A 25,901-nucleotide genomic window follows, 5' to 3' on the forward strand; every position below is an offset into this window, starting at 1 on the left:
GGTATAGCAACCAAGCAGTTATTGCTTAATTTTATATAAGCACCTAGTTTAACAGGTTTACTAATACCACCCTATTAATTTTTATCTGAGCTTCTTATACCTAGTTACCAAGCACCTTGGCAGGATCTACGCGCGTTGCTTGCCATGCAGGATAAATAGTGGCAAGTATCGCAAGCACAAACGTAACAATCACTGTAATACCAATGTCTTCAAGTACTAATTTACTTGGTAAAAACTCTATAAAATAAACGCCCTCAAGTGGATTGGCTCCAAATAATTGGCTTATCCACGTAAAAAGCTCACTTATATTAAGCGCTAATACCACACCAATTAGTGTTCCTAGTGCCACGCCTACAAATGCTTGCATTAAGCCCTGCATTACAAAGGTGGCTAAAATAGTACTGTCTTTCGCGCCCATGGTTTTTAAAATTGCGATATTGCCTTGTTTTTCGCGTACCTCCATCACCAAGGAGGAGACAATATTAAAACTGGCTACCGCTATAATTAAAAACACCACAATATAAACAATGGTACGCACCATTTGAATATCTTGATAAAGGCTGCCTTGGGTTCTAAACCAACTAGAAATATACACGTAGTCGTCAATAGTTTGGCCCACTCTTAGCGCTATTTGATGCGCCGAAAACACATCATCAACACTTAAACGCAGCCCTGTTACTTGGGTTTCATCGTAACCCAATGTTTGCTGTGCTTTGTTAAGATGTATAAAAGCAGCGGTACTATCAATCGGTCCGCCCATTTCTATAACACCTGCAAGGTTAAGTGTTACGCGTTTAGGCGCTAATAATGATTGACCTTTTTGACTAATTTGCGGAATAAGTAATGTAATGTTATCGCCTACTTTGGCATCTAACTGTTTTACTATTTGCTTGCCTAAAATAACGTCATCCAGGCCTAGCTGGCTGACTAATTTACCACTGGTAAACTGATTTACCGCCGATACATTACTCTCTAGTGATGGCTCAACACCTCGAATTTCTATCGCTTTTAGCTGGCTTTTATATTGCGCCATCCCATTCACTGCAATAAATGGCGCAGCCCCTGTTACATGCGGTTGTGTTTGTAAATCCTCAATTTTTTGCGACCAATTCGCGATGGGTCTACTTGGTGCTACATATTCAACCTGTGGCACAACACTTAGTAATCTATGTACTAGTTGCTGCTCAAAACCATTAATTACCGACAGCGCCACAATTAAAACCGCGACACCTAATAAAATACCAATAGTCGACGCTTTAGCGATAAAACTAACAAAGCCGTTTTTTTCATCTTTGTGGCCTGAATAGGCTCTAAAACGTTTACTTAAAAATGCACTAAGCAACATGCTGCGACTCTTTAATAGCTAGTTTTCCATCGTCTAAATAAGCTATTTTGCCCAGCTTATCGGCAAGTTCTAAATCGTGTGTAACTACCACAAAACTGGTGTTTAAGCTTTGGTTAAGCTCATTAATTAAATCGTAAATTTTAATCGCATTTTGTTTATCTAAATTACCGGTTGGTTCATCAGCAAGCACAAGCGCAGGTTTTGTAACCAGTGCACGGGCAATAGCTACGCGTTGGCGCTCTCCACCAGAAAGCGCAGACGGTTTATGCGAGCTGCGATGTGCAAGGCCTACTTTTTCGAGCATATCGAGCGCTTGAGCTTTGGCTTCTTTTGCACTCAAGCCTTTAATTAATAATGGCATAGCCACGTTTTCGACTGCGCTAAACTCCATTAATAAGTGATGAAATTGATAGATAAAGCCCAAGTTTTGGTTTCTAAATGCGGCTTGCTCTGTTCGCGAAAGTTTTGCAACTTCTTGGTTTTTAATTTTAGCGCTACCTGAGCTTGCGGTATCTAATGTGCCAAGTATGTGTAAAAGCGTACTTTTACCAGAGCCAGAACTCCCTACAATAGCGAGCATTTCACCTTGCTGCAGCGCTAAATCAACACCTTTTAATACTTCAACTTGGTTGCTGCCATCTTGATAAACTTTACTTAAATTTTCACAACTAATTACTAAATCATTCATAACGTAATACCTCTGCTGGTTTTACTTTTGCGGCTTTACGCGCAGGATATAAGGTAGCTAAAAAGCTCATAGCAATACTGGCAAACGCTATTATTACTAAACTCAAAATATCAAATTTTACCGGAAGCTCTATACCTGCCAATAAGTTTAAGCCCACTAATGCAAGTAGCTCATTTATATATAAACTAAATATTACACCTAAAAATGCGCCTATTGCTGTACCAATTACGCCGTTATATAAGCCTTGCACCATAAACACTTTTTGCACTTGCGAAGGCGTTAAACCTAACGTTTGTAGTATGGCCACTTCACCTTGTTTTTCGCTTACCATCATGGTTAATGCCGATACAATATTAAATACAGCCACCAATACAATGAGGGCAAGCAACATAGACATAATGCGCTTTTCCATAGCAACGGCTGCAAATAGAGTACCTTGGGTACTGCGCCAATCACTATAATTATGATCTTGTAAAATACGTTGGCTTGCTTCAATAAATTCATCTAGTTCGAAAGGTTCGTGCAATGAAACACTTAAATTTGGGGCAGTGTTTTTATCCAGCTTTAATACCCGTTGTAGTGAAGCGCCACTTGTAAACGCAAGTGCCATATCTATCTCAGATCCGGTTTCGTATATTGCGGCCACTTTAAATAAACGCTGGCTGGGTACTCGTCCAAGAGGTGTATATGTTGAAGCATTAGGCATAATAACGCGAAGCTTATCACCCACGCTAACGCCTAATTTACGACTCAAATAACGGCTTATAGCAATGTTGTAATTTTTGTTTAATACAGTTTTCCAATCGCCTTGCACTATTTTATCGGTAATTTTATACAAAGACCCGCTGTCGTTATAAAGGCCTTGTAGTAAAACGCCGTGCAAGTCTTTATTCGTTTGCAAAATAGCTTCGCCGTGGCGATATAAGCTTACATGATCAACATAAGGAGATTGTTCGAGGTCGGTTTTAAGGGTGCCCATTTGGGTGGCAGTGTGTTTACCTGCGCTAACTTCAACATGCGGAATAAGTCCAAGCATATTGGTTTTTAGGCTATTTTCAAACCCGTTCATTACACTGCTTACCGTAAATAATGCCATTAAACCAATAGCGATACCGGCAATAGAAAAAAACGAAATAAACGATATAAACGCATTTCCTTTAGAGGAGCGACTATATCTAAGCCCTATAAATAAGCTAACCGGTTGAAACATATTATTTTTAACACTTATCGTAAAAGTATTGAGCAATAGTAGCACGAAAAAAGTGCCTTTGGGTATGGCGTAAAATGTAAGAAATAATTTAAAAATCTGATACTTGGCTATATTTACAGCAATACATGCTTAACCATTAATTCGCGATTAAGCTTTCAGCCCTTTAACTAAATAATCGAGCAATACCCGTACATTAGTCGCCACAAACTGCCTTGGTGGATATACGCCCCATACCCCTTCTTGCTGTGGTTGATAGGGTGTTAAAATAGGCACCAATTGCCCTGAGTTAATTTCGTTTTCAATGTAGTAGTCTGGGAGTTGTACAATACCGAGCCCCTTTTTTGCGCCATCCACCAGCGCCCAACCACTATTACACTGTAGCCGCCCTGCTATTTTAATGTGTTTATCGCGCCCATTTTCGTTTACGCGCCAGTAGCTACTATTCCCAATTAAACATTCATGGCTGTTTAGCTCGCCTAAAGTATGCGGCTCACCAAATCGCGTTAAATACTGCGGTGCAGCGCACATAATAAAACGCCGCGCACTTAACCTACGCGCTTTTAAGCTCGAATCTTTTAAATGCCCTAACCTTATGGCTAAATCAAATCCGCCCTCTAATAAGTTTTCTTGCTCGTTACTTAGTGTGGCAACAACTTCTACCTCGGGATGCTCCTTCATAAAATTATGCACTATGGGCATAATAAAGCTCTCTCCGTACATAACTGGTGCTGTGAGCTTTATTTTACCTTTAGGCGTACTTTGTTGCTGAGCAAGGCCTTGAGTTGCCTCGTCCATAGCGTGTTGTAAGTGCTTTATTTGATGTAAGTACACTTCACCTTCTTTAGTTAAAACCACTTTACGAGTAGTACGAGTTAAAAGCTGGGTATTTAAACGTTGCTCAAGCGCCGTAACATGGCGGCTAATATGCGCAACCGAAAGCCCAAGCATTTTTGCAGCCGCAGTAAAGCTGCCCTCTTCACCAACCGCTATAAACTCATCAATTCCATCCCAACGTGCCATTATTACCATACTGTAAAAGTGTTTTAATAAAATTGAGATTATCATTATTTGAGAAACAAATACAATAAGCCCATCACCCAAGCAAATTGGGTCTACAATTATTTTTTAATAGCCAGTTAAAGGAAATAAAACACATGTCTGAATTTATTAAATCAAAAGCTGCCATTGCTTGGGGTCCTAATCAACCACTTAGTGTTGAAGAAGTTGATGTGATGATGCCTAAAAAAGGCGAAGTTATGGTAAAAATTACCGCTACAGGTGTGTGTCATACTGATGCATTTACATTATCAGGACAAGATCCTGAAGGCATATTTCCTGCTATTTTAGGTCACGAAGGCGCTGGTGTTGTCTATGCAGTTGGCGAAGGCGTAACGAGTGTTGAAGTGGGGGATCATGTTATTCCTTTATACACTGCAGAATGTGGCGTATGTAAAATGTGTACTTCAGGTAAAACTAACCTGTGTTCAGCCGTGCGCGAAACACAAGGTAAAGGCCTAATGCCAGACGGCACTACACGCTTTTTTAAAGATGGCCAACCAATTTATCACTACATGGGTACATCAACGTTCTCTGAGTACACTGTATTGCCAGAAATCTCACTTGCTAAAGTAAATAAAGAAGCATCACTAGAAGAGATTTGCTTACTAGGCTGTGGTGTAACAACGGGCATGGGCGCAGTTACCAACACAGCTAAAGTAAAGCCTGGCGACACTGTTGCTATATTTGGCTTAGGCGGTATTGGTTTGTCTGCGATTATTGGCGCAAAAATGGCTGGTGCAGGTCGTATTATCGGTGTTGATATAAACACCACTAAATTCGATTTAGCTACAAAACTAGGTGCTACTGATTTAATTAACCCAAAAGATTTCGACAAGCCAATTCAAGAAGTTATTGTTGAAATGACAGATGGCGGCGTTGACTACTCGTTTGAATGTATCGGTAATGTTGACGTAATGCGCTCAGCGCTTGAGTGTTGCCACAAAGGTTGGGGTGAGTCGGTCATTATTGGTGTGGCAGGTGCAGGCCAAGAAATATCAACCCGTCCGTTTCAGCTGGTAACTGGGCGTGTATGGCGTGGTAGTGCATTTGGTGGCGTTAAAGGCCGTTCACAACTCCCTGAAATTGTTGAGCGTTACATGGCAGGTGAATTTGCTCTTAGCGACTTTATTACTCACACAATGAGCCTTGAAGATATTAACGAAGCGTTTGATTTAATGCACGAAGGCAAAAGTATTCGTACAGTCATTCATTACTAATAAACTGCATTCGTAAAATAGCTTATTAATAAGCCGTAATACTTTTAAGTTTACGGCTTTTAAGGATTAAGTATGTTAGAAAATATCTCAAGTGTAAAAGTGTCTGGCGGTTGGCATAAGCAATATACTCACAGCTCGCAAAGTACACATTGCACTATGCGCTTTGCCGTATTTTTACCACCTGGCGCAAGTGAAGCAAATAAAGTACCGGTACTTTATTGGTTATCGGGATTAACCTGTACCGACGAAAATTTTATGCAAAAAGCCGGTGCATTTAAAAAAGCAGCAGAGCTGGGTATTGCTATTGTAGCGCCTGACACTAGCCCGCGTGGCGAAAACGTACCCAATGAAGACAGCTACGACTTTGCACAAGGCGCAGGCTTTTACGTAAATGCCACGCAAGCTCCTTACAACACCCATTTTAATATGTACGATTATGTTGTTAGTGAATTACCAGCATTGATAGAGCAACATTTTCCGGTAACAAGCACAAAAGCAATTAGTGGTCACTCTATGGGCGGGCACGGTGCATTAATGGTCGCACTTAAAAACCCGACTGCTTTTGTAAGTGCCTCGGCTTTTAGCCCTATTGTAAATCCGATTGAATGCCCTTGGGGTGTAAAAGCATTTACTGGTTATTTAGGAAATGATAAAGCGCTTTGGAAGCAATACGACAGCTGCGAGCTGATGAAAAACGCAGAGCAAGCTCATTACTTACCCATGTTAGTGAGTCAAGGTGATGCCGATGGTTTTTTACAAGAACAACTTAAGCCAGAAAACTTGGTCGCTATTGCTGATAAAAAAAGCTACCCGCTTACACTTGAAATGCAAGCAGGCTACGATCATAGCTACTTTTTTATAAGCAGCTTTATTGACCAACACTTATTATTTCATCATCAGTTTTTAACTGCTTAGCCTCATTAGTGTGTAGAGATGACTTTTCTACCTCTACACACTCTTTTAGACTTTTAGTGACCTGCCTACATACTTGCGTAGTAGTGCTTTCCCCTTTAACTAGGCTAACAAGAGCCGAATCTATCTTTAATCCCATATCAGTAAAGTTAAATCCGTTTTTATCTGTAGGTACTGGCTCTAGTGGGTTTTTATAAGGTGTTGACTGTGCCGGGCTAATACTATTTTTATCATTACGCGCCTGAGATTGTGCTTGCCCATCAATAATAGCGCCCGCAACTGTACAGCCAGAAAGGCAATAAAAAAACAAAAGTACAATAATTGTTTTCATCATTCATCCTTAACAAAATATTATCTAAATTGTATACGTTTTTTATTGTAACTCTGGAAAAAAATGTAAGTATTACTACCTAAAATCATTTATAAACTTTCTTGTAACACCCACCAGCTGCAATATAAAAAATGGCGACCCTAAATAACCTAAAATTTTATTAATGGTAGGTTGTAAGTGTTCTGTGAGAAGTTCAAGAAATAAAAAAGCAAAAACAGATAACCCAGCGCAAAATAGTAACGCTGTTTTTTCAAGTTTAGTGGGTGTGATTAATGTTTTATTTAAAGGCAAAAGGTTCACATAGGTGTCTTTTAGGTATGATAAAAGAATACGGGGCTTTAAAACTCAGATCAAATTAACTATCGCGTAAAATAGTAATAAAAACATGTAAAAGTTTCCTCAATAATTTTTATTAAACTCAGCTTCCTACAATAAACCATTGATTATTAGTTATTTATGCAATGGCCCACTGTTTGCTTATTATTAACAAAATTAACCCGCATAGGCTCAATAATGGAAATTGATTTACAGTGGAATGAAATCATCGATAACTTAATACATTTAGGTATTGCATACCTACTTGCGCTACCTATGGCTTACGACAGAGAGCGTAGCCATGATGGTGCAGGCCTTCGTACCTTTCCTCTTGTTGCTGTTGCATCGTGTGGGTATGCATTAATAGCGATGTCGGTTTTAGATGGCGCAGAAGCTCAATCTAAAATGTTGCAAGGCATCATTACTGGCATTGGTTTTATTGGCGGTGGTGCAATTTTGAAAAATAACAAATCAACCTCCGGTACAGCAACCGCAGCCAGTATTTGGAATATGGGCTTAATTGGTATAGCTGTAGCCTATAGCCGTTACGAAATAGCCATTTTGCTTGCCATTATTAATTTTATAACGCTAAGGTATGTAAAAAAGTTTAAGTGATAATTAGCTGTATTATTACAAGTAATGCGAGCAGATATTGGTCGTATTACATGTGTATAATCACTGGCAAAATATAAATACACGATTTCAATTTGATACAATATAACATATAATAAATGCAGTTTTAAATCACTCTATATAGCTCTCTTATGTCGCTACCTTCAACCGATAACCGCTTACATCATATTGATATATTACGGGGCATTATAATTATATTTATGGTTATTGACCATGGTATGTATTATTGCCTTAATTACTCAGTTACCGATCCGATGACCATTCCAGGGACTGATCCCGTTACCTTTTTTACGCGTTTTGTTTCTCACTTTTGCGCACCACTCTTCGTATTCTTAGCAGGTCTATCTGCGGCTATAACAGAGCATAAATATGTATCCACTAAAGCATTTTCACAAAGCTTGATTATTCGTGGTTTAGTGCTAATTTTGTTTGAATTTACTATTGTTTCGTGGTCTTGGAGCTTTAACCCATTATACCCAATGCTATACGCACAAGTTATTTGGGCTATCGGCTGGGGCTTTGTTATTTTAGGACTGCTGCGTTTCCTGGGCATTTATGCCATTTTTGTAGCAGGCTTATTACTCGTGTTTGGGCATAATTTATTTGATGGAACAAGCTTTGAGCCTAATACATTTGCACATACTGCTTGGTCCATTGCGCATCAAAAAAATGTACTTGATCTCCCTTTTGATTTTCAAATTAGAACAACCTACCCAGTTGCCCCCATTGTTGGCTTAATGGCATTGGCATATTGCGCTGGTGTTTATTACAAAGCGCAACAATACAGTAAAAAAGTGATGAATCACGCATTATTATTAGGCGTTACTTGCCTTGCGCTTTATGGCGTTTTACGTGGATTTAACTTATACGGTGATATGTCACAGTTTGCTATACATACAAGCTCATTACTCACTGTTATGTCGTTTCTAAACCCAACAAAGTATCCGCTTTCGCTGCAGTTTATGTTACTTACTGTTGGCCTTGGGCTTATTTCTTTAAAGGCATTAAGTGGTTTAAAAACCGAGTTTTCGCATAACTTTTTACAAGTACTGGGTAAAACAAGTATGTTTTCATACCTTGTGCATTTGTATTTATTACATGCTATTGCTTGGTTACTTATACCTATTCTTGGCTTCAATTTTAGCGATATGACCTACGCAGATACTCTCGTTGGTTTGCCTGAAGGTTATGGCATGAGTTACACAGCAACACTTTTATTTATAGCCGTTGTAATAGGACTAACAACCCTACTCGCTAAGCGATACATTGTTTGGAAGCGAAGCCACAAACATAGCTTAATTGCTAAATATATATAAGTAAAAACACAAACCCCGCATAATATTTGCGGGGTTTTATGTCATTAACCAATACGTAAAACTTATAAAAAGCTATCACCACTTTGCTTTAGCGTAACAGTTTGTGCTTGAGCGCTTTTAATTAATAATCCACAACGCACATCGTTTTGTGAAATTACAATTTTATCAATTGTGCTTGTATCGTAATTTATTACTTTGTTCTCGCAGCGTAACTGGACTTTAGTTAGCGGCATTTGCGCTTCAAGCGCTACTTCACTTTTTGACAATAAAGGTAATACCGCCTGCTTAGGCAATAGCTCTATTTGTTGTTTTATATCGCCAGAACTTTTATAAATGTCATTAACTTGAGCTAATAACTGCTCCTTATTTTGCTGTGTAAAAGTGATGGATTCAATATTGCCTAACGCATCTATTGCGTCATAGGCACGTACATAATCTTGTTTTGATATAAACCATTGTAATGCATTTTTTATCACACGCTTTTGAATTTGATCTGGTAGGTTACCTCGAAATAAAAATGCTTCGTTGATGTGCTGATCAAAGCTCTTCCAGTCTTGTACAAAATAACTGTGCTGGCTTTTAAGCCATGCAAGCAAAACAATCTCAACCGTATTTTTCGTATGTTCGTTTTCTAACTCATCAATACGGCTTTTCGCTTCATCGTATTTCTTTTCATCGATTAACTTACTAGCTTGTTCATAATCATTAAAAAAGCCGCGAGACGCTTTATCATTTGAAAAACCAGCATGTAAATTTTGCGAACTTACAGTAATAGTTTTTGCTACAGGTATAGTCTCGCCATTTAATTTTGCACTTTTGTAGTTGAGCTTAGACACGTAGTCCATTACTTCTCTTTGATACTTTTTTTGACCAGCTGTAGCTACAATTTCGATATCGCTCACTTGGCCGTTTTCATCAACAAGATAACTACTTAAATTAATTCCTTCTAATCGAGACGCACGCGGTGAGGTATTAGTAAGTTGATCGTAATTTTTATTAATCACCTCTGCAGGGACAAAGTCGTCAGCAAACACAGGGAGTTGAGTAAAAGCAGAAGTTAAAGAAAGCGCTAATATGAGTTTTTTCATCGATTTTATCCATCCTAGATAGTGTTTATATAATAGAAACAAACGATCCATATAAAAGCAAGTGTAAATACAAAAAATTAGTTCATTTAATGAGCTTAACTTAGAAAAAACTTAATAGATAAATATATTTGAGACATTAAAAAAGGCGCTTAAAAAGCGCCTTGCTAACAAGTATGTGTGCTTAAAACATATCTTGATAGGAGTTTGTTGTGCTAAACGTAATTGCTTTTTCAAAGCCTGGTAACTGAATACTTTGCTCGTCTATTACAATGTCGTTGTCGTCAATAAGTCCGTCGCCAAAACGATAAATAAGCTCGTACTGGCCTAAATCAGCTTGCGTTTGATACGTTTTCTGCGAAGCGCTAACCACACTATTTTTCTGTGTGTAACTAGTCATAACATCATCGCCATGGCGCTTAGCGAGCATTTGCATTGTTACTTTTGGTGAAAGTACGGTAGCTGTTGCATTATTACCGCCAAAGCCTTTTGAATTTATAAAAGCAATATCCATATCGGCGCATTCGTAATGGCTATTACGAATATCAAGATGATCGGTGTAAACATCATCAGCCACTTTATCAATTGTGGTAATACCCAGCATAATATTATGACTAAATATGCCTAACGCAATCGCTAACTGGTCACCGCTTGCAGGTGCAATAGTATGGCCAACATACGCTTTTGGCGCTGTTACTTTCCAGTTATCAATAGCAAACGTTTGCGCTACTTTATGATAAATCAAAGACTCTGTTACACGGTTTTGCGGTGTACTAGAACCATGGGCTAAAATAAAGCTACGTTCTTGCAGTGCTTCTTTACCTAATAAGCTGCTAGCAAGTGCGGCTGATTTTGCCATGGTAATATAATTACCTGGGCCAGGTGACGTAATCGACTTTTTAACGCCATCTGCATTGACAAACACATCCGGTACGCTGCCCATAATATCAGCGCCCAACTCAAGGGCTAAAGCATCATCCATTAAAATAGCAACTTGCGCGCCTTCACCTAATGTAAAGCCACAGTTATCGCCAAATGGGCGGCTGCTATTACGGTAGTCTGGTTCTTCATCATTTGATAAGTTATCTAAACGACGCAGCCCTTCAACGTTTGCAAGTGCGCTCATGTTACCAAAGCCTTCTACAACTTCTGGTGTAATAGCACACTCAACACTTGCGACAACCGCAACGCGTGTACGCCCTGCTTGTATGTCATTAACCGCTGCACGTAAATTATATAAAAACGTTGCACATGCGCCCGAGGTCGAAAATGTAGTACCTACATTGCCCGTAACATAGGCGTTTATAAAATCGGTCGACATTGTATTTAAGCCCAGTGCTAACTGCTTAGTGCTAACACGGTCGCCTTGTTGGCGCGCCTTTACTAAACCGCCTAGGCCTTTGTCGTCCATTTGGCCAATTACCGATGCTGAATAGGTACCAATTTTATCTGGCTCTACGCTATTCATAATATGCTGCCAATCAAGCCCTGTTGATTTAATCGCATCTGTAGCTGCAAAAATAGTGGCTTGCAAACCACGAGGCTGATAGCGGCTGTTATACATAACTGATGGATCAAACCCAGTCGGAAATTGCCCAGCAGATTTAATTGGGTTATCGCGTGTTGAGTCGTGCTTTACGTCTAAGTCGGCTGCAATAGTTACTTTAACTTTTTTGCCTTCAAGCTCTTCAACTTGCCAGCTAGCAGGAACTGGTGCAGGTAAGTCGCGAGCGCGCGTTTCAAACACAATTGCGTTATCGCTTGATGCGGTTAGTGTCATTTTTTGCTGCCACGGTGTTGCGTCGGCATCAAAGTGTTCTTTTTCAATTTTACGAATAAGTGTACCAGCAATAATTTGCTCACCAAAGCGTGCTTCTATGTCGCTTTGCTCAACATTATTACCTTGTGTATCTTGTAATTGGCCGTTTACAACGCTTACTAGATTCATCAGTGTGGCGAGGCCTAAAAATGTTTCACTGCGATCTTGAGCATTTAAACTATCTAACACGATACGGCGATAACCTTGATGAAAAGAAGTACGGCCAGCGGCGTTAATGCCACCCATGCCTACTATAACGGGTAATGCTGTCATAATTTACCTTTTAGAAACGTGTTATAAGGAGAAGAGGCAGTTTAAATGGATTATGCACCACGCATTGTGCTTTAATAGCCAAATATTCAGCACAAAAGGCCAAAATGTACTGGTCGGAGCATTTATATGACTGATAAACACACTAATCCACCACTAAACATTGCTATAGCGGTATATCCGCATTTATTAGTGACTAGTTTAACGCTGCCTATAGAAATGCTAAGAGCCGGCGAGGCCTTTGCTAAAGGGCATCTTGATAAGCAAAGCTTTAGGCCACTTGCTATAAATTTAGTGGCTAAAAGTGCTGAATCTATACCCACCCGCGCAGGCCTTGCTATAAATCCTGATTGCATAACAACTAACGCGCCCTACAGCGATTTAATTATAGTGCCGGGTATTTGGCGAAATCCGCGCCCAGTGGTGCGAACAAATCAAGAAATAGTTGATTGGCTAAGTGAAAGCTTTAGCGCAGGCAGCCATATAATTGGTGTAGGTACTGGCAACTGTTTATTAGCTGAGGCTGGCTTACTTGATGGCCACCCTGCTACCACCCATTGGCATTACGCCAAACAATTTAGCCATGACTACCCGCAGGTGCGCTTAAAGCCCGACTTTTTTATAACCCAATCAGAGCGCATGTATACCGTAGCAAGCCTTAATGCCCTTGCAGATGTTATCGTACATATTATCAGCCAGTACTACACAAAAGCCGCCGCGCAGCATGTAGAGCGTAATTTTTCGCACGAAATACGCAAACCCTACGAAGATCAACGCTATTTAGAAGGTGCAGTAGACCGCCACCCCGATGAGCTAATTGCGCAAATTCAATTTTGGCTAAAAACTAATTTAGCCACCGAGCTAAACTTGCAAGAAGTTGCTGCCCAATTTAGCTTAAGCTATCGTACTTTTACCCGCCGTTTTAGAGCCGCCACTAACCAAAGCCCAATTGAGTATTGGCAACAACTACGTGTAGAAGGCGCAAAAGAGTTATTAGCATCATCAAATTTATCAATTCAAGAAGTGGCTTTAGAAGTTGGATATAACGACCAAGGGCATTTAACCCGCGTGTTCAAAAAAGTATTAAGCCAAACACCCAGTGGCTACAGAAAAGTAGTTAGGAGAAAGTTATTTGGCTAACCAGCGACGACACTCTAAATTGGCATTTTTTTATACATAAATTATACTCTTATCAATAATATAATTTACGCCATACCAAGGTAACTGCATGAGAGATAAACTTAGTAAGCACCTTTTTGATCCACAAAGCGATGCTTCTATTGAATCAAAGTTATTAAAGTTACTTTCACTTGTACGAAAACATTTAAGTATGGAAGTCGCGTTTATTTCAAAATTCACCAATACTGAGCGCGTTTTTAAAGTGGTAGATAACCAAACTACAAATACATGCGTATCAGTAGGTAATTCAGATCCAATTTGCGAAACTTACTGTAAAAAAATATCTGATAACGAGCTAGAACAAATAATCCCTAATACTCTTGAGCACCCAATAACCCGCAACATGCCAGTCACAGAAAAGCTAAATATTGGCTCTTATATTGGTGTACCCATTATTTATCCACCGGAAAAGTTTATGGAACTTTTTGCTGTTATAAAACCGTATTAGACAATGCCCTGAACGACAAAGATTTGTCATTTCTTAGGCTCATTTCTGAAATAGCTACTGAGTTAATCGAAAAAAAAGTTCAGTCTGACATTTTAAATAATGAGTCAAAGTCGCTTATTGAAAATATTATAAAAACAAACGATATTACGATTTATTTTCAGCCCATATTTAATTTATCAACCAACCAACTTTCGGGTTATGAATCTCTGTCACGCTTTTTTATTGAACCCTATAAAACACCTGATATTTGGTTTAAAGATGCTGAAAAACTGGGTTTAGGAGAAGCATTAGAAATACTTGCTATACAAAATACATTACATTGCTTAGATCAATTTGATGAAAAAGCTTATATCACTATAAATACTTCACCTCAGCATATTTTATCAGGCTCAATAGACAAAGTATTACAAAGCATCGATTGTAATAGAATAATTTTAGAAGTGACTGAACATTCACCTATTTTAGACTACCAAGCGATGCGAACTGCACTTCAACCATTAAGAAGCAAAGGCGTAAGATTAGCTATAGATGATGTTGGAGCTGGCTATTCGTCTTTTCAACATATTTTAGAATTAGAGGCAGATATCATTAAGTTAGATATAAGCCTCACTCAAAATATAAATAAAGACAGTAGAAAGTTTTTATTAGCTAAAGCACTATGCGGATTTGCCAAAGCTATTAATTGCTCAATTGTAGCTGAGGGTATAGAAAATCAAGATGAATTAAACACACTAAGAAAACTAGGCGTTGATAACGTACAAGGCTATTTTATTGGGCGCCCAGCTCCTATTGAAGATGCCATCCAATATCAAACAATTACGCTATAATTAATAAACGCCACTTTTAGTGGCGTTCTGATTCGTTAAATTCTTTTCGATAATAGCGCTTTTGATAGTTTTTTACTTTAGTGTGTACGCCTTTGCTTAAGCTTTTAAATTTAGCCTCAAGTACGTCTACACCGTATAAAATACCGACCACCAGCACCGAGAGTTTTATTGCAGCCCCAAGGTTTTCGGTCGCTATCATCACGCCTATTGATGCAAGCACCCAAATGGTTGCAGCAGAGGTTACGCCAACTACCGCACCATCTTTTGCGAGCATAACGCCTGCCCCTAAAAAGCCAATACCTGTAATTATTTGCCCAACTACACGAGAATGATCTATTACATCCCCCTGTAAATTAAACGCAGTGGATAAAAACAAATACGTGCCCAGCGTTATTAGGGCTGATGTACGAATACCTACAGGCTTGCCGCGCAATTGGCGCTCTATTCCAATAATAGCACCACAAAAAGCCGCAGTACCAATAGCTGCCCAAGAATACGGGGCTACATCAATTAAATCTAAAAAAGTCACTGTTAACCTTATATTTTATTAGCTATAGCCACCGCCGTTCTTAAACGTTGGCTACCAAACGCTGACATTTTACTAAAATCACTTCGTGCAATAGGTACATATTGGCAATCTATTGCGAGCTGTTTATCGTTACCGGGCTCACAAAACGGGTCGTGAACATACACGCAGTGCTCATCAAGGTGCGTAACACACACCCAATGTGGCGATTTTTTACCATCAAAACTGTATGTACTAATTAATAACAGCACACTAAAGCCTTTACTTAACCACTGCTCAATATGCTCAAGCTCTACATCTTTATACGTAAGCGGTATATTTGCCTGTGCAATACCATCTACAAATTGCTGATGCACTGTGGCAAGTACCACTTTTTTGTTTTCGTTGCGTACGCCATCTAAAAACAAAGGCTCTGTGGTATTAACCATTACTTCGCTTATAAAACCACGCTTATTAGCCCCAAGTGCCAAACCAAACGGATGGCAACCACCATGACCCGATGTCATAAAAATGGTGGTACCTTCACGCCAAAGTGCCAGCTCATGCGATTGGGTAAGCTCAGTTGTTGGCTCAAGTGCGCCCATTGCCATTAATAGTGCAGCAGGTCCGCACGTAAACTCAGTAGTTTGCTGATACCACGGCGTTAAACGCGCCACTTTTAACTCACTCGTTTGTCGAATGTTTTTTTGCATTCGTAGTGCGTCACTGTGGTCATCGTAATAATCGCTATATTGACCAAACACTCTGTAACCTAAGCTTTTATAAAGCCCTATCGCACCTTCGTTATTTACAGCCACTTCTAAACGAAGGTAAATACGCCCTCGCTCATACGTTTCTTTTTCAAGGCTAGTAAGCAATGTCTTTGCAACGCCCTTACCTTGCATTGTGGGTTTTACAGCAAGCGAATATAAACGCGCTAAACGAGTCCCTTTATGGCACCACACTAATCCATATCCACATACTTGCTCGCCATTTTGGGCAACGAGTAAAATACCGTGTTTTGCACTAAGCCAGCGTTTTAAACTACGCGGACTTAATTTATCGTTATTAAAGCAAGCGTTTTCAACGTCAATCAGTGCATTTAAATCACTACTAAGCGCCTTTCGAATAACAAGGTTGCTCATGTTATTACCCACGGCCTCGTGCTTCTAAGCGTTGTTTAAACTCATCCATAATGATCATGTATAGCTCGTCGCCTAAATAGCCGTCTTCTACCTTGTGATCAATACTTGGGTTGTCGTTTACTTCAAGTACATATGCTTTGCCTTGATGCTCTTTAACATCTACGCCATATAAACCCCTACCCACTGTTTTACATGCTTTTAATGCTGCATCTAACACCGCTTTTGGTAACTCAAAGGTTGGTAGAGTTTCAAAGCCGCCAGAGAAAAACCGTTTAGCGTCGTGGTTATAAATTTGCCAATGGTTACGCGCCATTAAATAGCGGCATGCATAAATTGCACGGCCATTTAACACACCCACTCGCCAATCATATTCGGTATACATGTACTCTTGTGCAAGCACTAATGCGCTATATTCAAACAGCTCTGTAAGCTTAGCGGCAAGCTCATCACGGTTTGAAACTTTAAACACACCTTTTGAGAACGACCCTTCAGGCATTTTTAAAACAAGCGGATACGTAAACGCTTCTTCTAATTGCTCAAGCGTTTCATTTGCTTGATCAGCCACTACAACCGTTTTTAAACTTGGCACTTTTTGATAATTAAATGCATCGTGTAAATACACTTTATTACAACAACGTAAAATAGACTCAGCATCGTCAATAACCACTAAACCCAGGCTTTGCGCTTTGCTTGCAAGGCGATACGTTAGGTGGTCAATCGCTGTAGTTTGGCGAATAAATAACGCATCAAACTGGGCAATGTTATCAATTTCGTCAAAGCTTAATGCTTGTGCATAAATACCGTGTTTAGCAGCTGCTTTAATAAAACGTGCAATGGCGTCTTTCTCACTCGGTGGTACTTTTTCGTTATGATCAACAAGTATTGCCATGTCCCATCTAAAACGACGTTGCACAGAACTAATACGCCACTGCGTTTTAGTAAAGTTATCTAGCTTGGCTACAAATTCGCTGTACTGCTGCTCGCTTAAAGACGACATCGAGCCTTGTTGCAATAATCCTTGTTCATCAACAAATAAAATAGGCGCTGGGTATTGTTTAAATACCGACTTTGCCGCTTTTGATTGTAAATCGTTTTGGGCATTACCAAAGTAAAGTGTGCCATCTATTTGGCCCACATTTAACATAGGAGCTTGGCCACTACGAAGAGCATTAATGGTTTTTACACTGGGTAAAACTTGGTGCTTGCGCGCCTCTGCAAGTAATGAGCAATAGTAACCTTTGCTCAAGTATTGGCTTGAGTCGCACAGATTAATAATGCGTGTTTTTGGTTCGTTATGTTTTGGGTAATCACGTAAGTAGGTATTAAACGTAATTACATTTTCGAACGATTGAGCAAGCGTTTGCTCGTTGTTATCAACCACAATTAAGGTTTTAAACACGACTTTTCCTAGTTAAGTCAAAATATAAAAAGCATGCTTAGTAAAATACTAAGCATTATAAATAGAAACACCCATCGTACTAAGTGGGCATTGCGCGAATCACTTAATATGATGGGTGCTTTAACAGGTACCTACTGTACGAGTTAGCGCTTAAATTGCTTAAGCGACATGTGCTTTATATGCCCTTTTTTAAAAACGCACAAACGAGATATTTTTAGCGTGAAGATGAAAAATATTGATTAACTAATAATGCAGATTAAAATACGCAAAACAACACCTTATGAGAGTTAAAAATGTCGCTGCCTGCTTGCCCAAAATGCCAATGTGAATATGTTTACGAAGACCAACAACTGCTTATTTGCCCCGAGTGCGCCCATGAGTGGAACCCAAATACTACAAATGATGAAGACGCAATTTTAGTAAAAGATGCCAACGGCACTTTACTTAATGATGGCGATAAAGTGACCGTAGCCAAAGATTTAAAAATTAAAGGCAGCTCGCAAGTAATTAAAATTGGCACCAAAGCGGTCGTTAGAAGAGTGCTTGATAAAAAAGATCACGAACTTGATTGTAAAGTAGAAGGCATTGGCGAAATGATGGTAACAGCGAAATTTGTGAAAAAAGCTACCTAAAATTGGATATTTAAAATATAGGATGTTAGATGAAAAATCATAAAAATAAATTCATCCAAGCCTTATGGCCTGTTATTGAAGCCTATTATTAGTGCATATAATAGATTTTGTTTAACTGCTATTAGTTGGTATATTTCTAAAGGTCCACCTACATTTAATAAGGCGAATTATCGCTTAGGTATATTTAAGCATTTAACCTCCTCAGCTTAATGAGGAGGTATCTCTTGAACTGATCTGTTTACATTTCAGTTAAAGTGCTTTTTAAGCTTTGATTACCCAGTAAAGAAATCAAATACGTTACCAAGTGTTGATGATGAACCTTTATAAAATTCAGTAAAACTACATCGACTGCATGTCACAGCGGTGTACTTTTTATTTTGAACATCAAAAATTCTTGACCAAAAGCCACCCGAAACTCTTATTTCACCGGTATCAAATTCGTTATTATTACACTTAGAGCAAGACCAATTGTTATGTCTCATATTTCAACCTCCATATTATTTATATACGGTATATTAAACACTTAAGGAACGTGTGTAGCAATTTTTTTTAATAAACAAACCAAAATTTAGTTCTTATATTTGTTAAGTTGGAATTTTGATAGATGTTTGGATAGCTTTTTAATAATTGCTTCTTATAATAATTAGTATGAGGGTCATACTAATTTCACTCAGGGATTACCTACTTGTTAGCTGTATATTGCGTTAGCAACAAAAATTTTCGTAAGTCTCGTTCTTGTCTCATTACGTGCAAAATATATACTTTATTGTTATCTTTCTTGTAAAATATACGACAAGGATTCACGACCAGTTCAAGATAATTTAGGTTAGCTAACTCAATTGGTTTTTTACCTGATTCAGGAAAGGGTTCGAGACGTTCAACTTTTTCAAATATTTTGGAAACCAATTTTTTCGCTGACTGCAAATTGCTTAATGCGATATATTCAGCGATATCGTTAAGATCATCCAAAGCTGGATTAGTCCAAATTATTTCAGCCATTTATTCATTTTATCTTTAGCTTCAACATTCGACATGGTTTCACCACGACTTATTGCCTGCTCTCCTTTTGCAAGAGACTCAAGAATTTGCATACGCTTTTGCATAAATTCATAATCATCAACATCTACTAAGTATGCAGATGGTTGTCCATGTTCAGTTATCAACACAGGTTCTTTAGAGGAATGAAGTTCAGATAATATCTTCGTTGCTTGACGCTTCAATGTTGTTACTAGTTCTACTCTCATAATAATCCCCAAACAAATGTATCACTATAGTAGCACCGAGTAGCCAACTTGGGAAATACAACTAACGAGGCTGTAAAACCACTAAAATCAATTAAAAAGGGAGCACCTAACGTCAACCCTGCTCACTTTTAAACTATTAGGTACTTCTCATTATATGCCTTTGTAGAAATTGAAATACACACCACGTTACGCTATAAAAACATAGCTGTAGGTTGGATAAATGGCGGAGCCATGCCATCCGACAATTAATTTATGAATATAAATAAGCGCTTATTACGTTGGCATAGCTTTGTCAGATGGTGTTCTCTTAAAAAACCAAAGCTTTATAAAATCTCTACCACTGCATATTCGTGGGCTTTACCTGCAATTGTTAACGTAATTTCATCATCAATCTGTTTATTTAGTAACTGCTTACCCATTGGTGCGCCGGGTGTTACAACAGCAATTGCGTGCTTTTTAACGTTTACTGTTAAACCACCAGCTGCAGGGCCTAAATAAAACCATTTTTGGGCTGCGTTATCATCTTCTAAACATACCAGCGAACCGATAGCTATTTTGTCGGTTGGTTTTTCATTAAAGGCAGGTTCGAACAATTCTATGCTTTTATAGCAATCGTTTACGCGCTGGGCTTGGCCTTGTGCTAAATAAGCGGCTTCGAGGCCTAGAGTATCGTATTTATTTTCGGCTATGTTTTCTTCATGTGTGGCGGTGTCGTGCGCAGTTTTTGCCGCTACTTTTGCTGTTGTAAGCTGCGCTTCTAGCGCAAAACGAAGATGTTCGATAACGTGGGTTTTATTCATGGGGATTAATACAATACTGGCAGTAAAAATAAGGCAGTTAGTTTAACATTTTTGCTAGGCTTAAAACCATTGTTTTAAACCCCCGCAAGTTTGGTGGGAATACTAGCGGGGCTTAAATTAGCATTAAACAAGTAAAGAGCTGTTGGTTGGTGCAGCTCTTTGCTTGTGCTTTATTAAAAACCTTATGGCATATCTAATAATGTTTGCGTGTGGGCATCTACTTTAACTTCGTAGTTTTTAGCGCTTAAGCCCAATAGCTCTGGCAAGGTTGCCGCTATACAAATAGACGAGAACGTACCCACTACAATGCCGGTAAATAATGCTATAGCAAAGCCTTGCAGTGGTGCGCCTGCAAGTAACCAAACGCTCGCAACCGTCGCAAGTGTGGTACCCGACGTTATTAAGGTGCGCGTTAGTGTGCTTTTAATCGCATTATTAATAATAGTCGCTGGGCTAAGTACATTATTTGATTGAACACGTAAAAGCTCACGCACTCTATCCCCCACTATTATTGAGTCGTTAAGTGAGTAACCAATAATAGCCAGTAAGCTGGCCAGCACGGTCAGGTTAAACTCAATTTGTAATAGTGAAAATAACCCAAGAACGAGTATTAAATCGTGCACTAGCGCAACCACAGAGCCTACCGCTAATCGCCATTCAAAACGCACTGCAAGGTAAATCATTACCGCAATCATTGCAGCAAACATGGCTAAACAGCCTTGATCAAATAACTCATCGCCCACTTGTGAGCCAATATAAGCTGACGATAATACCTGTGCGTTTATATCATCGTTTTGTGTAACAGCGCTTTGCCAATCAAGGCTATTACCTGTTGTTGATGCACTTGGCGCTTCTCTTAATTGAAAATGGCTATTACCTTGCGCGGTTAGCTCAAACTCACCGTTATGATTTTTAGCAATAAACGATTGAAGCTCTTTTAGCTCAACACTTTGGCTGGTTGTAAACTCAGTTAAATAACCGCCGGTAAAATCTAGGCCAAAATTTAGACCTTTTTGCGTAAGCGTAAATACGGATAGCAGCACTAACATGGCGCTTAAAAGCATGCCCATAAAGCGTAAACGTGTGCCCGCCTCGCCTTTCAAAAAAGTGTTAAGCATGTGCTTTTTCTCCTACTTTTTTACCCATTTTTAAATACAACGTTTGGCTTAATATTTTTGATACGTACACACCCGTAAATACAGACGTTAAAAGCCCCAGTGCGAGTGTAATGGCAAAACCTTTAACGGGCCCATAGCCTATGCCGTATAAGATAAGTGCGGTGATCATGGTGGTTATATTGGCATCAAATATTGTATTTGCGGCTTGTTTATAACCCTCTTGAATAGCTTGATATGGTGCACGGCCTTGGCGGCGTTCTTCTTTAATGCGTTCAAATATTATTACGTTAGTGTCTACCGCCATACCTATGGTTAGCACTAGGCCAGCGATACCCGGAAGCGTTAACACAACCCCTGGTAATAATGACATTAAGCCCACAAGCGACGTTAAATTTAATATAAGTGCCACGTTTGCAATAAGGCCTAAACGACGATACCAAAGCGCCATAAATGCAAGGGTAATACCCATACCTAACATAAGCGCGGCTAAGCCATTACTAATATTTTCGCTGCCGAGGCTTGGCCCTATTGTTTGTTCGTGCACAATTGTAACGGGTGCTGTAAGCGAGCCTGCACGTAGTAATAATGCCAGATCGGCTGCCGCTTGTTGGCTTTTCATATTGGTAATACTAAAACGCGAACTTAAATGCTGAGCAATATTGGCAACGTTAATAACTTCGCTTTTTTTAACTACTTCGCCTTTAGCATTTTGAGAGTACTCAGAGTAAACCGTCGCCATTGGCTTACCAATATTGGCTTTTGAAAACGCCGACATTGCATCCCCGCCTTGGCCGTCTAGGCTTAGTTGTACCAATGGTTTACCCCAATCGTCGCGGCCTATGTTTGCATTATTAATATGATCGCCTGTAAAAATTGGCACAGGATCGAGCTTTATCTTTCCGCCCGATTGCATATTAAATGTTTGCCCGCCAATTTCTTTTAATTGATAAAAACCAAGCGATGCTGTTGCACCAATAATACGTTTTGCTTCGGTTGGATCTTGCACGCCTGGTAGCTCTATACGAATACGGTGCTTTCCTTGGCGCTGTGTTACCGCTTCGGTAATGCCTAACTCTTCAATACGTGAACGAAGGGTTGTGAGTGTTTGCCCCATTACTTCTTTATCAAAGCTGCTGCGGCCTTGCTCCGAATAACTAAATTTAGCAGTTTCAACGCTGCCGTTATTGCTTGTTACAACGGCTAAATTAGCAAACCGGCTTTGTAGCTCTTCAATAACGGGGGTTAACTTGTCTGTTGCATTAGGCAATGCGTTTATTTCAAACCCGTGCTGAGTTTGCTGCGCTTTTACGCCATGTGCTTTTTGCTTAATAATGATTGATTTAGCTTGTTGATACGCACTGACTAACTGCTCATCAACGGCTTTATCTAAATCTACGTCTAATACAAATAGCACACCGCCATTTAAATCAAGGCCCAGCTTTATTGGTGATAAACCAAAATTTTGTAACCATGTAGGGCTGGTTGCATGCTCAACAATTTTAACTTGCGTGTTTGGGTATTGCGCTTTTATAGCCGCTTGTGCCTGAGCGCTTTTAGTTGGCTCGTTTAAAAGTACATTAATAGTTGATTGCTTATCTAAACCCTGCTCAACCTCTAACCCTTGGTTATTTAAAAAAGTAACTAGCGTTTTAGTGCTCGGTAAAGATTGCGTTTCACTGTGCGGAGCAGCACTGATGTGCAACCACGATTTATTTGGGTATAAATTTGGTAATGCGCTGATAGCTAATATAACCAATACTATTAGCATGGCTATATAGCTTAATTTGAACTTAGCCGTAGACGGTTTTTTGTCTTTTTTAAAACTTAACATGTTGAATCCTTATTGCCAGCAAAGCTAGCAACGTACTTTTTAAAAGCACAATTAATCTGCAGGCTAAAACTTTAAAAGTTAAAACCTAATAAAATTAAATAAGGAAAATTAAGCGTGGTAGGTAGTTACAGCTCTGTAGAGTAAATTAACGTCTTTCCAGCCACTCAAGCGCGACTTTTTACTATTAGTTACAAGCGTATACCAAGGCTGTATAGGATTAATCGCTCTTGGTCGTAAGAATATATGCCTAACAAGATTTTGAGCAAAAAATTCAAAAACCACATCGTATTCTGGCTCACTTTGAACAGTGTGCAAAAACAATGATGAATTATTGGCAGTTAACCTTGGTTGGTGCGCGTCAAAATCGGTTTGATGCGTTTTTTTATGCTGCGCAGTATCTACAGACTTACTAATAGGCTGTATTTTAGTTAAATCGGCAATATCAGTAAGCGAAACCTGCGTACTAACAGTAATATTTAAATTTTGTGAGGCGCCCATAGCATTGCTCTGCACACTAAAAAGTGCAGCAAGTAGCAAAAAGGCAGTTAAAAACACTCTAAATTTAAACATTCACGTTTTAAAACTAAAATAAGGGATGCGTAGTATATAAGGGCAAGCGTTTAAAATACAATGCTTATTAATTAAGTATTTAGTTTTAACAGAGATCACTAATGCGCCCCAGACAAAGCAGTGAAAAACGACCAGACGCCATGAACCTACGCCAAAGTGTAAAAACGCTTTGGCCCTACCTTACAAAATTTAAAGGCCGTGTTTTTATTGCACTTATGGCGCTTATAGGCGCAAAAGGTGCTACGCTTTTAATGCCTTGGGCGCTTAAAGAAATAATAGACTCTGTAGATAAGTCGATTAACCCACTGATAGTTATTCCCGCTTTATTGTTATTGATGTACGGTGCACTGCGTTTTGCTAGCGTATTTTTAGGTGAAATAAGAGATGCTGTATTTTCTCGCGTAACCGAGCACGCCATGCGTGATATTGGTTTAAAAGTATTTAAGCATTTACACTCGCTTGAACTGGCTTTTCATTTAGATAGGCAAACCGGTGGCATTAGCCGCGATATAGAACGCGGTACAAGTGGGTTAAGCTTTTTAATGCGTTTTTTAATGTTTAACATTGTGCCTACTTTGTTTGAAATACTGACCGTTGCGATTATTTTTGGCACGTTGTTTTCTGTTTGGTTTGCGCTGATTACATTACTGGCAGTTGCTATTTATATTACCTTTACTGTGGTGGTTACTCAGTGGCGAAACCGCTTTATTAGAGAAGCAAATGCTGCCGACAATAAAAGTAATACCCGCGCAATAGACAGCCTGCTTAATTATGAAACTGTAAAATATTTTAATAATGAGCAGTTTGAAGCCAAAACGTACGACACCTTTTTAGCAAACTGGGAAAAAGCCCGTTTAAAAAATAGAATGTCGTTGCTCGCCCTCAACTCAGGCCAAGCACTTATTATTGCCTGTGCTATTACCGCGTTAATGTGGTTGGGCTCAACCGAGGTAGTTGCAGGTACGCTTTCTATTGGTGAACTAGTGATGATCAACGCGTATATGATTCAATTGTTTTTACCGCTTAACTTTTTAGGCTTTGTGTACCGCGAAATAAGACGCGCGCTAACCGACCTTGAAAACATGCTTGGGCTACTTAACAAAAAACCACAAATAACCGATGCACTTAATGCTAAAGAGCTCAATATTAGCCAAGGTGAAATAACATTTAATAATGTAAGTTTTAGTTACGATGCGCATCGCCCTATTCTTAATAATCTTAGCTTTAGTGTTAAAGCAGGCAGCAAAGTAGCTATTGTTGGTGCCAGTGGGGCTGGTAAAAGCTCATTGGCGCGACTGCTATATCGTTTTTATGATGTAAGCGCCGGTGAAATTAGTATTGATAATCAAGCAATAAACTCAGTAACACTTAATAGTTTACGAAAAGCCATTGCAATAGTGCCGCAAGACACCGTGCTGTTTAACACCACCATTCGTGAAAATATCGCTTACGGTAGACCATCAGCAAGCGATGCTGAAATTGACGAAGCCATTGCTATGGCGCATTTAAAAGACTTTATAGGCACACTTGATAAAGGCGATAAAACACTGGTTGGCGAGCGCGGTTTAAAAGTATCAGGCGGCGAAAAACAGCGTATTGCCATTGCCCGCGCTATTTTGAAAAAATCCCCTATTTTAATTTTTGATGAAGCAACATCTGCACTCGACTCTCATTCTGAGCAAGCAATTCTCGCAGCAATGCGTGAAGTTGCCAGTAACCATACGAGTATTGTTATTGCTCATCGGTTATCTACTATTACCGATGCAGACACCATTATTGTGCTCAAAGCCGGACAAATTATTGAGCAAGGTAAGCACGATGAGTTACTTACACTCGCCGGAGAATATGCCCGTATGTGGGAGCTTCAGCATAAAAAGTAAATAGAGTGTAACCCCTCTTAGCTCGGATACTTTCAAGTATTCGAGCTAAATAAAGCGTTTATAGAACCTATTAGCCTTTCTCTTTTCTCCTATATTAGCTTTATCGAGCACTGTGGTGATTCA

26 protein-coding genes are annotated in these 25,901 nt (G+C 39.3%); 9 read left to right on the forward strand and 17 right to left on the reverse strand.

What is annotated here, in order from left to right; translation table 11 throughout:
* Nucleotides 1-100 precede the first annotated feature (100 nt).
* The 4 genes from H5089_RS01555 to H5089_RS01570 form a co-directional block, all read right to left on the reverse strand.
* Nucleotides 101-1,345: a lipoprotein-releasing ABC transporter permease subunit gene (locus H5089_RS01555; RefSeq protein ID WP_182692978.1), complete on the reverse strand. Its 1,245-nt coding sequence runs from the start codon at nt 1,343-1,345 to the stop codon at nt 101-103.
* On the reverse strand, nt 1,335-2,033 hold the full coding sequence (gene lolD / locus H5089_RS01560) for a lipoprotein-releasing ABC transporter ATP-binding protein LolD (protein ID WP_007375330.1): 699 nt from the start codon (nt 2,031-2,033) through the stop codon (nt 1,335-1,337). Before lolD ends, H5089_RS01555 begins: the two co-directional genes overlap by 11 nt.
* Nucleotides 2,026-3,243, reverse strand: coding sequence for a lipoprotein-releasing ABC transporter permease subunit (locus H5089_RS01565; protein ID WP_024595632.1), 1,218 nt, complete (start codon nt 3,241-3,243; stop codon nt 2,026-2,028). The genes lolD and H5089_RS01565 overlap by 8 nt, the downstream gene beginning before the upstream one ends.
* A gap of 147 nt (nt 3,244-3,390) precedes the next feature.
* Nucleotides 3,391-4,263: a LysR family transcriptional regulator gene (locus H5089_RS01570; protein ID WP_182694990.1), complete on the reverse strand. Its 873-nt coding sequence runs from the start codon at nt 4,261-4,263 to the stop codon at nt 3,391-3,393.
* Nucleotides 4,264-4,397: 134 nt separating this feature from the next.
* On the opposite strand from H5089_RS01570, the gene H5089_RS01575 reads away from it, so the two are divergent.
* Both H5089_RS01575 and fghA read left to right on the forward strand, forming a co-directional pair.
* The gene (locus H5089_RS01575) at nt 4,398-5,519 is read left to right on the forward strand and encodes an S-(hydroxymethyl)glutathione dehydrogenase/class III alcohol dehydrogenase (RefSeq protein ID WP_002960732.1); all 1,122 of its coding nucleotides are present in this window, start codon (nt 4,398-4,400) and stop codon (nt 5,517-5,519) included.
* A gap of 72 nt (nt 5,520-5,591) precedes the next feature.
* Nucleotides 5,592-6,434 (forward strand): S-formylglutathione hydrolase, encoded by an 843-nt coding sequence (gene fghA, locus H5089_RS01580; protein WP_096792995.1) that lies wholly within the window; start codon nt 5,592-5,594, stop codon nt 6,432-6,434.
* On the opposite strand, the gene H5089_RS01585 is transcribed toward fghA, so the two are convergent.
* Nucleotides 6,388-6,762 (reverse strand): hypothetical protein, encoded by a 375-nt coding sequence (locus H5089_RS01585; protein ID WP_096792994.1) that lies wholly within the window; start codon nt 6,760-6,762, stop codon nt 6,388-6,390. The two genes, fghA and H5089_RS01585, sit on opposite strands and share 47 nt — an antisense overlap.
* Before the next feature lie 513 nt (nt 6,763-7,275).
* Between H5089_RS01585 and H5089_RS01590 the strand changes: the two genes are divergently transcribed.
* Complete coding sequence (locus H5089_RS01590; RefSeq protein WP_002960738.1) at nt 7,276-7,692, forward strand: MgtC/SapB family protein; 417 nt, start codon at nt 7,276-7,278, stop codon at nt 7,690-7,692.
* 149 nt (nt 7,693-7,841) lie between these two features.
* Nucleotides 7,842-9,026, forward strand: a complete 1,185-nt coding sequence (locus tag H5089_RS01595) for a DUF1624 domain-containing protein (RefSeq protein WP_182711311.1) — start codon at nt 7,842-7,844, stop codon at nt 9,024-9,026.
* 62 nt (nt 9,027-9,088) lie between these two features.
* Here the strand turns inward: H5089_RS01595 and H5089_RS01600 are convergent, their stop codons facing one another.
* Together H5089_RS01600 and H5089_RS01605 are read right to left on the reverse strand one after the other, a co-directional pair.
* Nucleotides 9,089-10,114: an energy transducer TonB gene (locus H5089_RS01600; protein ID WP_182711312.1), complete on the reverse strand. Its 1,026-nt coding sequence runs from the start codon at nt 10,112-10,114 to the stop codon at nt 9,089-9,091.
* Nucleotides 10,115-10,295: 181 nt separating this feature from the next.
* Nucleotides 10,296-12,203, reverse strand: coding sequence for a beta-ketoacyl synthase (locus tag H5089_RS01605; RefSeq protein WP_182711313.1), 1,908 nt, complete (start codon nt 12,201-12,203; stop codon nt 10,296-10,298).
* Between the two features lie 126 nt (nt 12,204-12,329).
* Here H5089_RS01605 and H5089_RS01610 point away from each other — a divergent pair, with 126 nt between their 5' ends.
* The 3 genes from H5089_RS01610 (at nt 12,330) to H5089_RS01615 (ending at nt 14,654) form a co-directional block, all read left to right on the forward strand.
* Nucleotides 12,330-13,340: a GlxA family transcriptional regulator gene (locus tag H5089_RS01610; protein ID WP_138488986.1), complete on the forward strand. Its 1,011-nt coding sequence runs from the start codon at nt 12,330-12,332 to the stop codon at nt 13,338-13,340.
* Nucleotides 13,341-13,428: 88 nt separating this feature from the next.
* Nucleotides 13,429-13,827 carry a hypothetical protein gene (locus H5089_RS20215; RefSeq protein ID WP_259396025.1) on the forward strand — a complete coding sequence of 133 codons (399 nt, stop codon included), beginning with the start codon at nt 13,429-13,431 and terminating at the stop codon, nt 13,825-13,827.
* Nucleotides 13,828-13,850: 23 nt separating this feature from the next.
* Nucleotides 13,851-14,654 carry an EAL domain-containing protein gene (locus H5089_RS01615; RefSeq protein ID WP_259396026.1) on the forward strand — a complete coding sequence of 268 codons (804 nt, stop codon included), beginning with the start codon at nt 13,851-13,853 and terminating at the stop codon, nt 14,652-14,654.
* Nucleotides 14,655-14,670: 16 nt separating this feature from the next.
* Here the strand turns inward: H5089_RS01615 and H5089_RS01620 are convergent, their stop codons facing one another.
* The 3 genes from H5089_RS01620 to H5089_RS01630 are packed head-to-tail and all read right to left on the reverse strand — an operon-like array spanning nt 14,671 to nt 17,703.
* Nucleotides 14,671-15,183 (reverse strand): MgtC/SapB family protein, encoded by a 513-nt coding sequence (locus tag H5089_RS01620; protein ID WP_002960746.1) that lies wholly within the window; start codon nt 15,181-15,183, stop codon nt 14,671-14,673.
* Between the two features lie 8 nt (nt 15,184-15,191).
* Entirely contained in the window at nt 15,192-16,304 is a 1,113-nt protein-coding gene (locus tag H5089_RS01625) for a GNAT family N-acetyltransferase/peptidase C39 family protein (RefSeq protein ID WP_182711314.1), read from the reverse strand.
* Between the two features lie 4 nt (nt 16,305-16,308).
* Nucleotides 16,309-17,703, reverse strand: a complete 1,395-nt coding sequence (locus H5089_RS01630) for a RimK family protein (RefSeq protein ID WP_182711315.1) — start codon at nt 17,701-17,703, stop codon at nt 16,309-16,311.
* 293 nt (nt 17,704-17,996) lie between these two features.
* Here H5089_RS01630 and H5089_RS01635 point away from each other — a divergent pair, with 293 nt between their 5' ends.
* Nucleotides 17,997-18,335, forward strand: a complete 339-nt coding sequence (locus tag H5089_RS01635; RefSeq protein ID WP_024605991.1) for a zinc ribbon domain-containing protein YjdM — start codon at nt 17,997-17,999, stop codon at nt 18,333-18,335.
* A 272-nt stretch (nt 18,336-18,607) separates the two neighbouring features.
* Here the strand turns inward: H5089_RS01635 and H5089_RS01640 are convergent, their stop codons facing one another.
* The 7 genes from H5089_RS01640 to H5089_RS01670 form a co-directional block, all read right to left on the reverse strand.
* The gene (locus H5089_RS01640; RefSeq protein WP_007582647.1) at nt 18,608-18,817 is read right to left on the reverse strand and encodes a zinc ribbon domain-containing protein; all 210 of its coding nucleotides are present in this window, start codon (nt 18,815-18,817) and stop codon (nt 18,608-18,610) included.
* Between the two features lie 199 nt (nt 18,818-19,016).
* Nucleotides 19,017-19,334, reverse strand: a complete 318-nt coding sequence (locus H5089_RS01645) for a type II toxin-antitoxin system RelE/ParE family toxin (RefSeq protein ID WP_165742964.1) — start codon at nt 19,332-19,334, stop codon at nt 19,017-19,019.
* Complete coding sequence (locus H5089_RS01650; protein ID WP_010555056.1) at nt 19,322-19,579, reverse strand: type II toxin-antitoxin system Phd/YefM family antitoxin; 258 nt, start codon at nt 19,577-19,579, stop codon at nt 19,322-19,324. Before H5089_RS01650 ends, H5089_RS01645 begins: the two co-directional genes overlap by 13 nt.
* 323 nt (nt 19,580-19,902) lie before the next feature.
* Entirely contained in the window at nt 19,903-20,379 is a 477-nt protein-coding gene (locus H5089_RS01655) for a GreA/GreB family elongation factor (RefSeq protein WP_182711316.1), read from the reverse strand.
* A gap of 182 nt (nt 20,380-20,561) precedes the next feature.
* Nucleotides 20,562-21,497, reverse strand: coding sequence for a protein translocase subunit SecF (gene secF / locus H5089_RS01660; protein ID WP_182711317.1), 936 nt, complete (start codon nt 21,495-21,497; stop codon nt 20,562-20,564).
* Nucleotides 21,490-23,328, reverse strand: a complete 1,839-nt coding sequence (gene secD, locus H5089_RS01665) for a protein translocase subunit SecD (protein WP_182711318.1) — start codon at nt 23,326-23,328, stop codon at nt 21,490-21,492. The genes secF and secD overlap by 8 nt, the downstream gene beginning before the upstream one ends.
* Before the next feature lie 108 nt (nt 23,329-23,436).
* Nucleotides 23,437-23,898 (reverse strand): hypothetical protein, encoded by a 462-nt coding sequence (locus H5089_RS01670; RefSeq protein WP_182694981.1) that lies wholly within the window; start codon nt 23,896-23,898, stop codon nt 23,437-23,439.
* Nucleotides 23,899-23,999: 101 nt separating this feature from the next.
* Between H5089_RS01670 and H5089_RS01675 the strand changes: the two genes are divergently transcribed.
* Entirely contained in the window at nt 24,000-25,778 is a 1,779-nt protein-coding gene (locus H5089_RS01675; protein ID WP_182711319.1) for an ABC transporter ATP-binding protein/permease, read from the forward strand.
* The last annotated feature ends 123 nt before the right edge of the window (nt 25,779-25,901 follow it).

The organism is Pseudoalteromonas sp. SR45-1 (genome assembly GCF_014163655.1).
GTDB lineage: Bacteria > Pseudomonadota > Gammaproteobacteria > Enterobacterales > Alteromonadaceae > Pseudoalteromonas > Pseudoalteromonas distincta.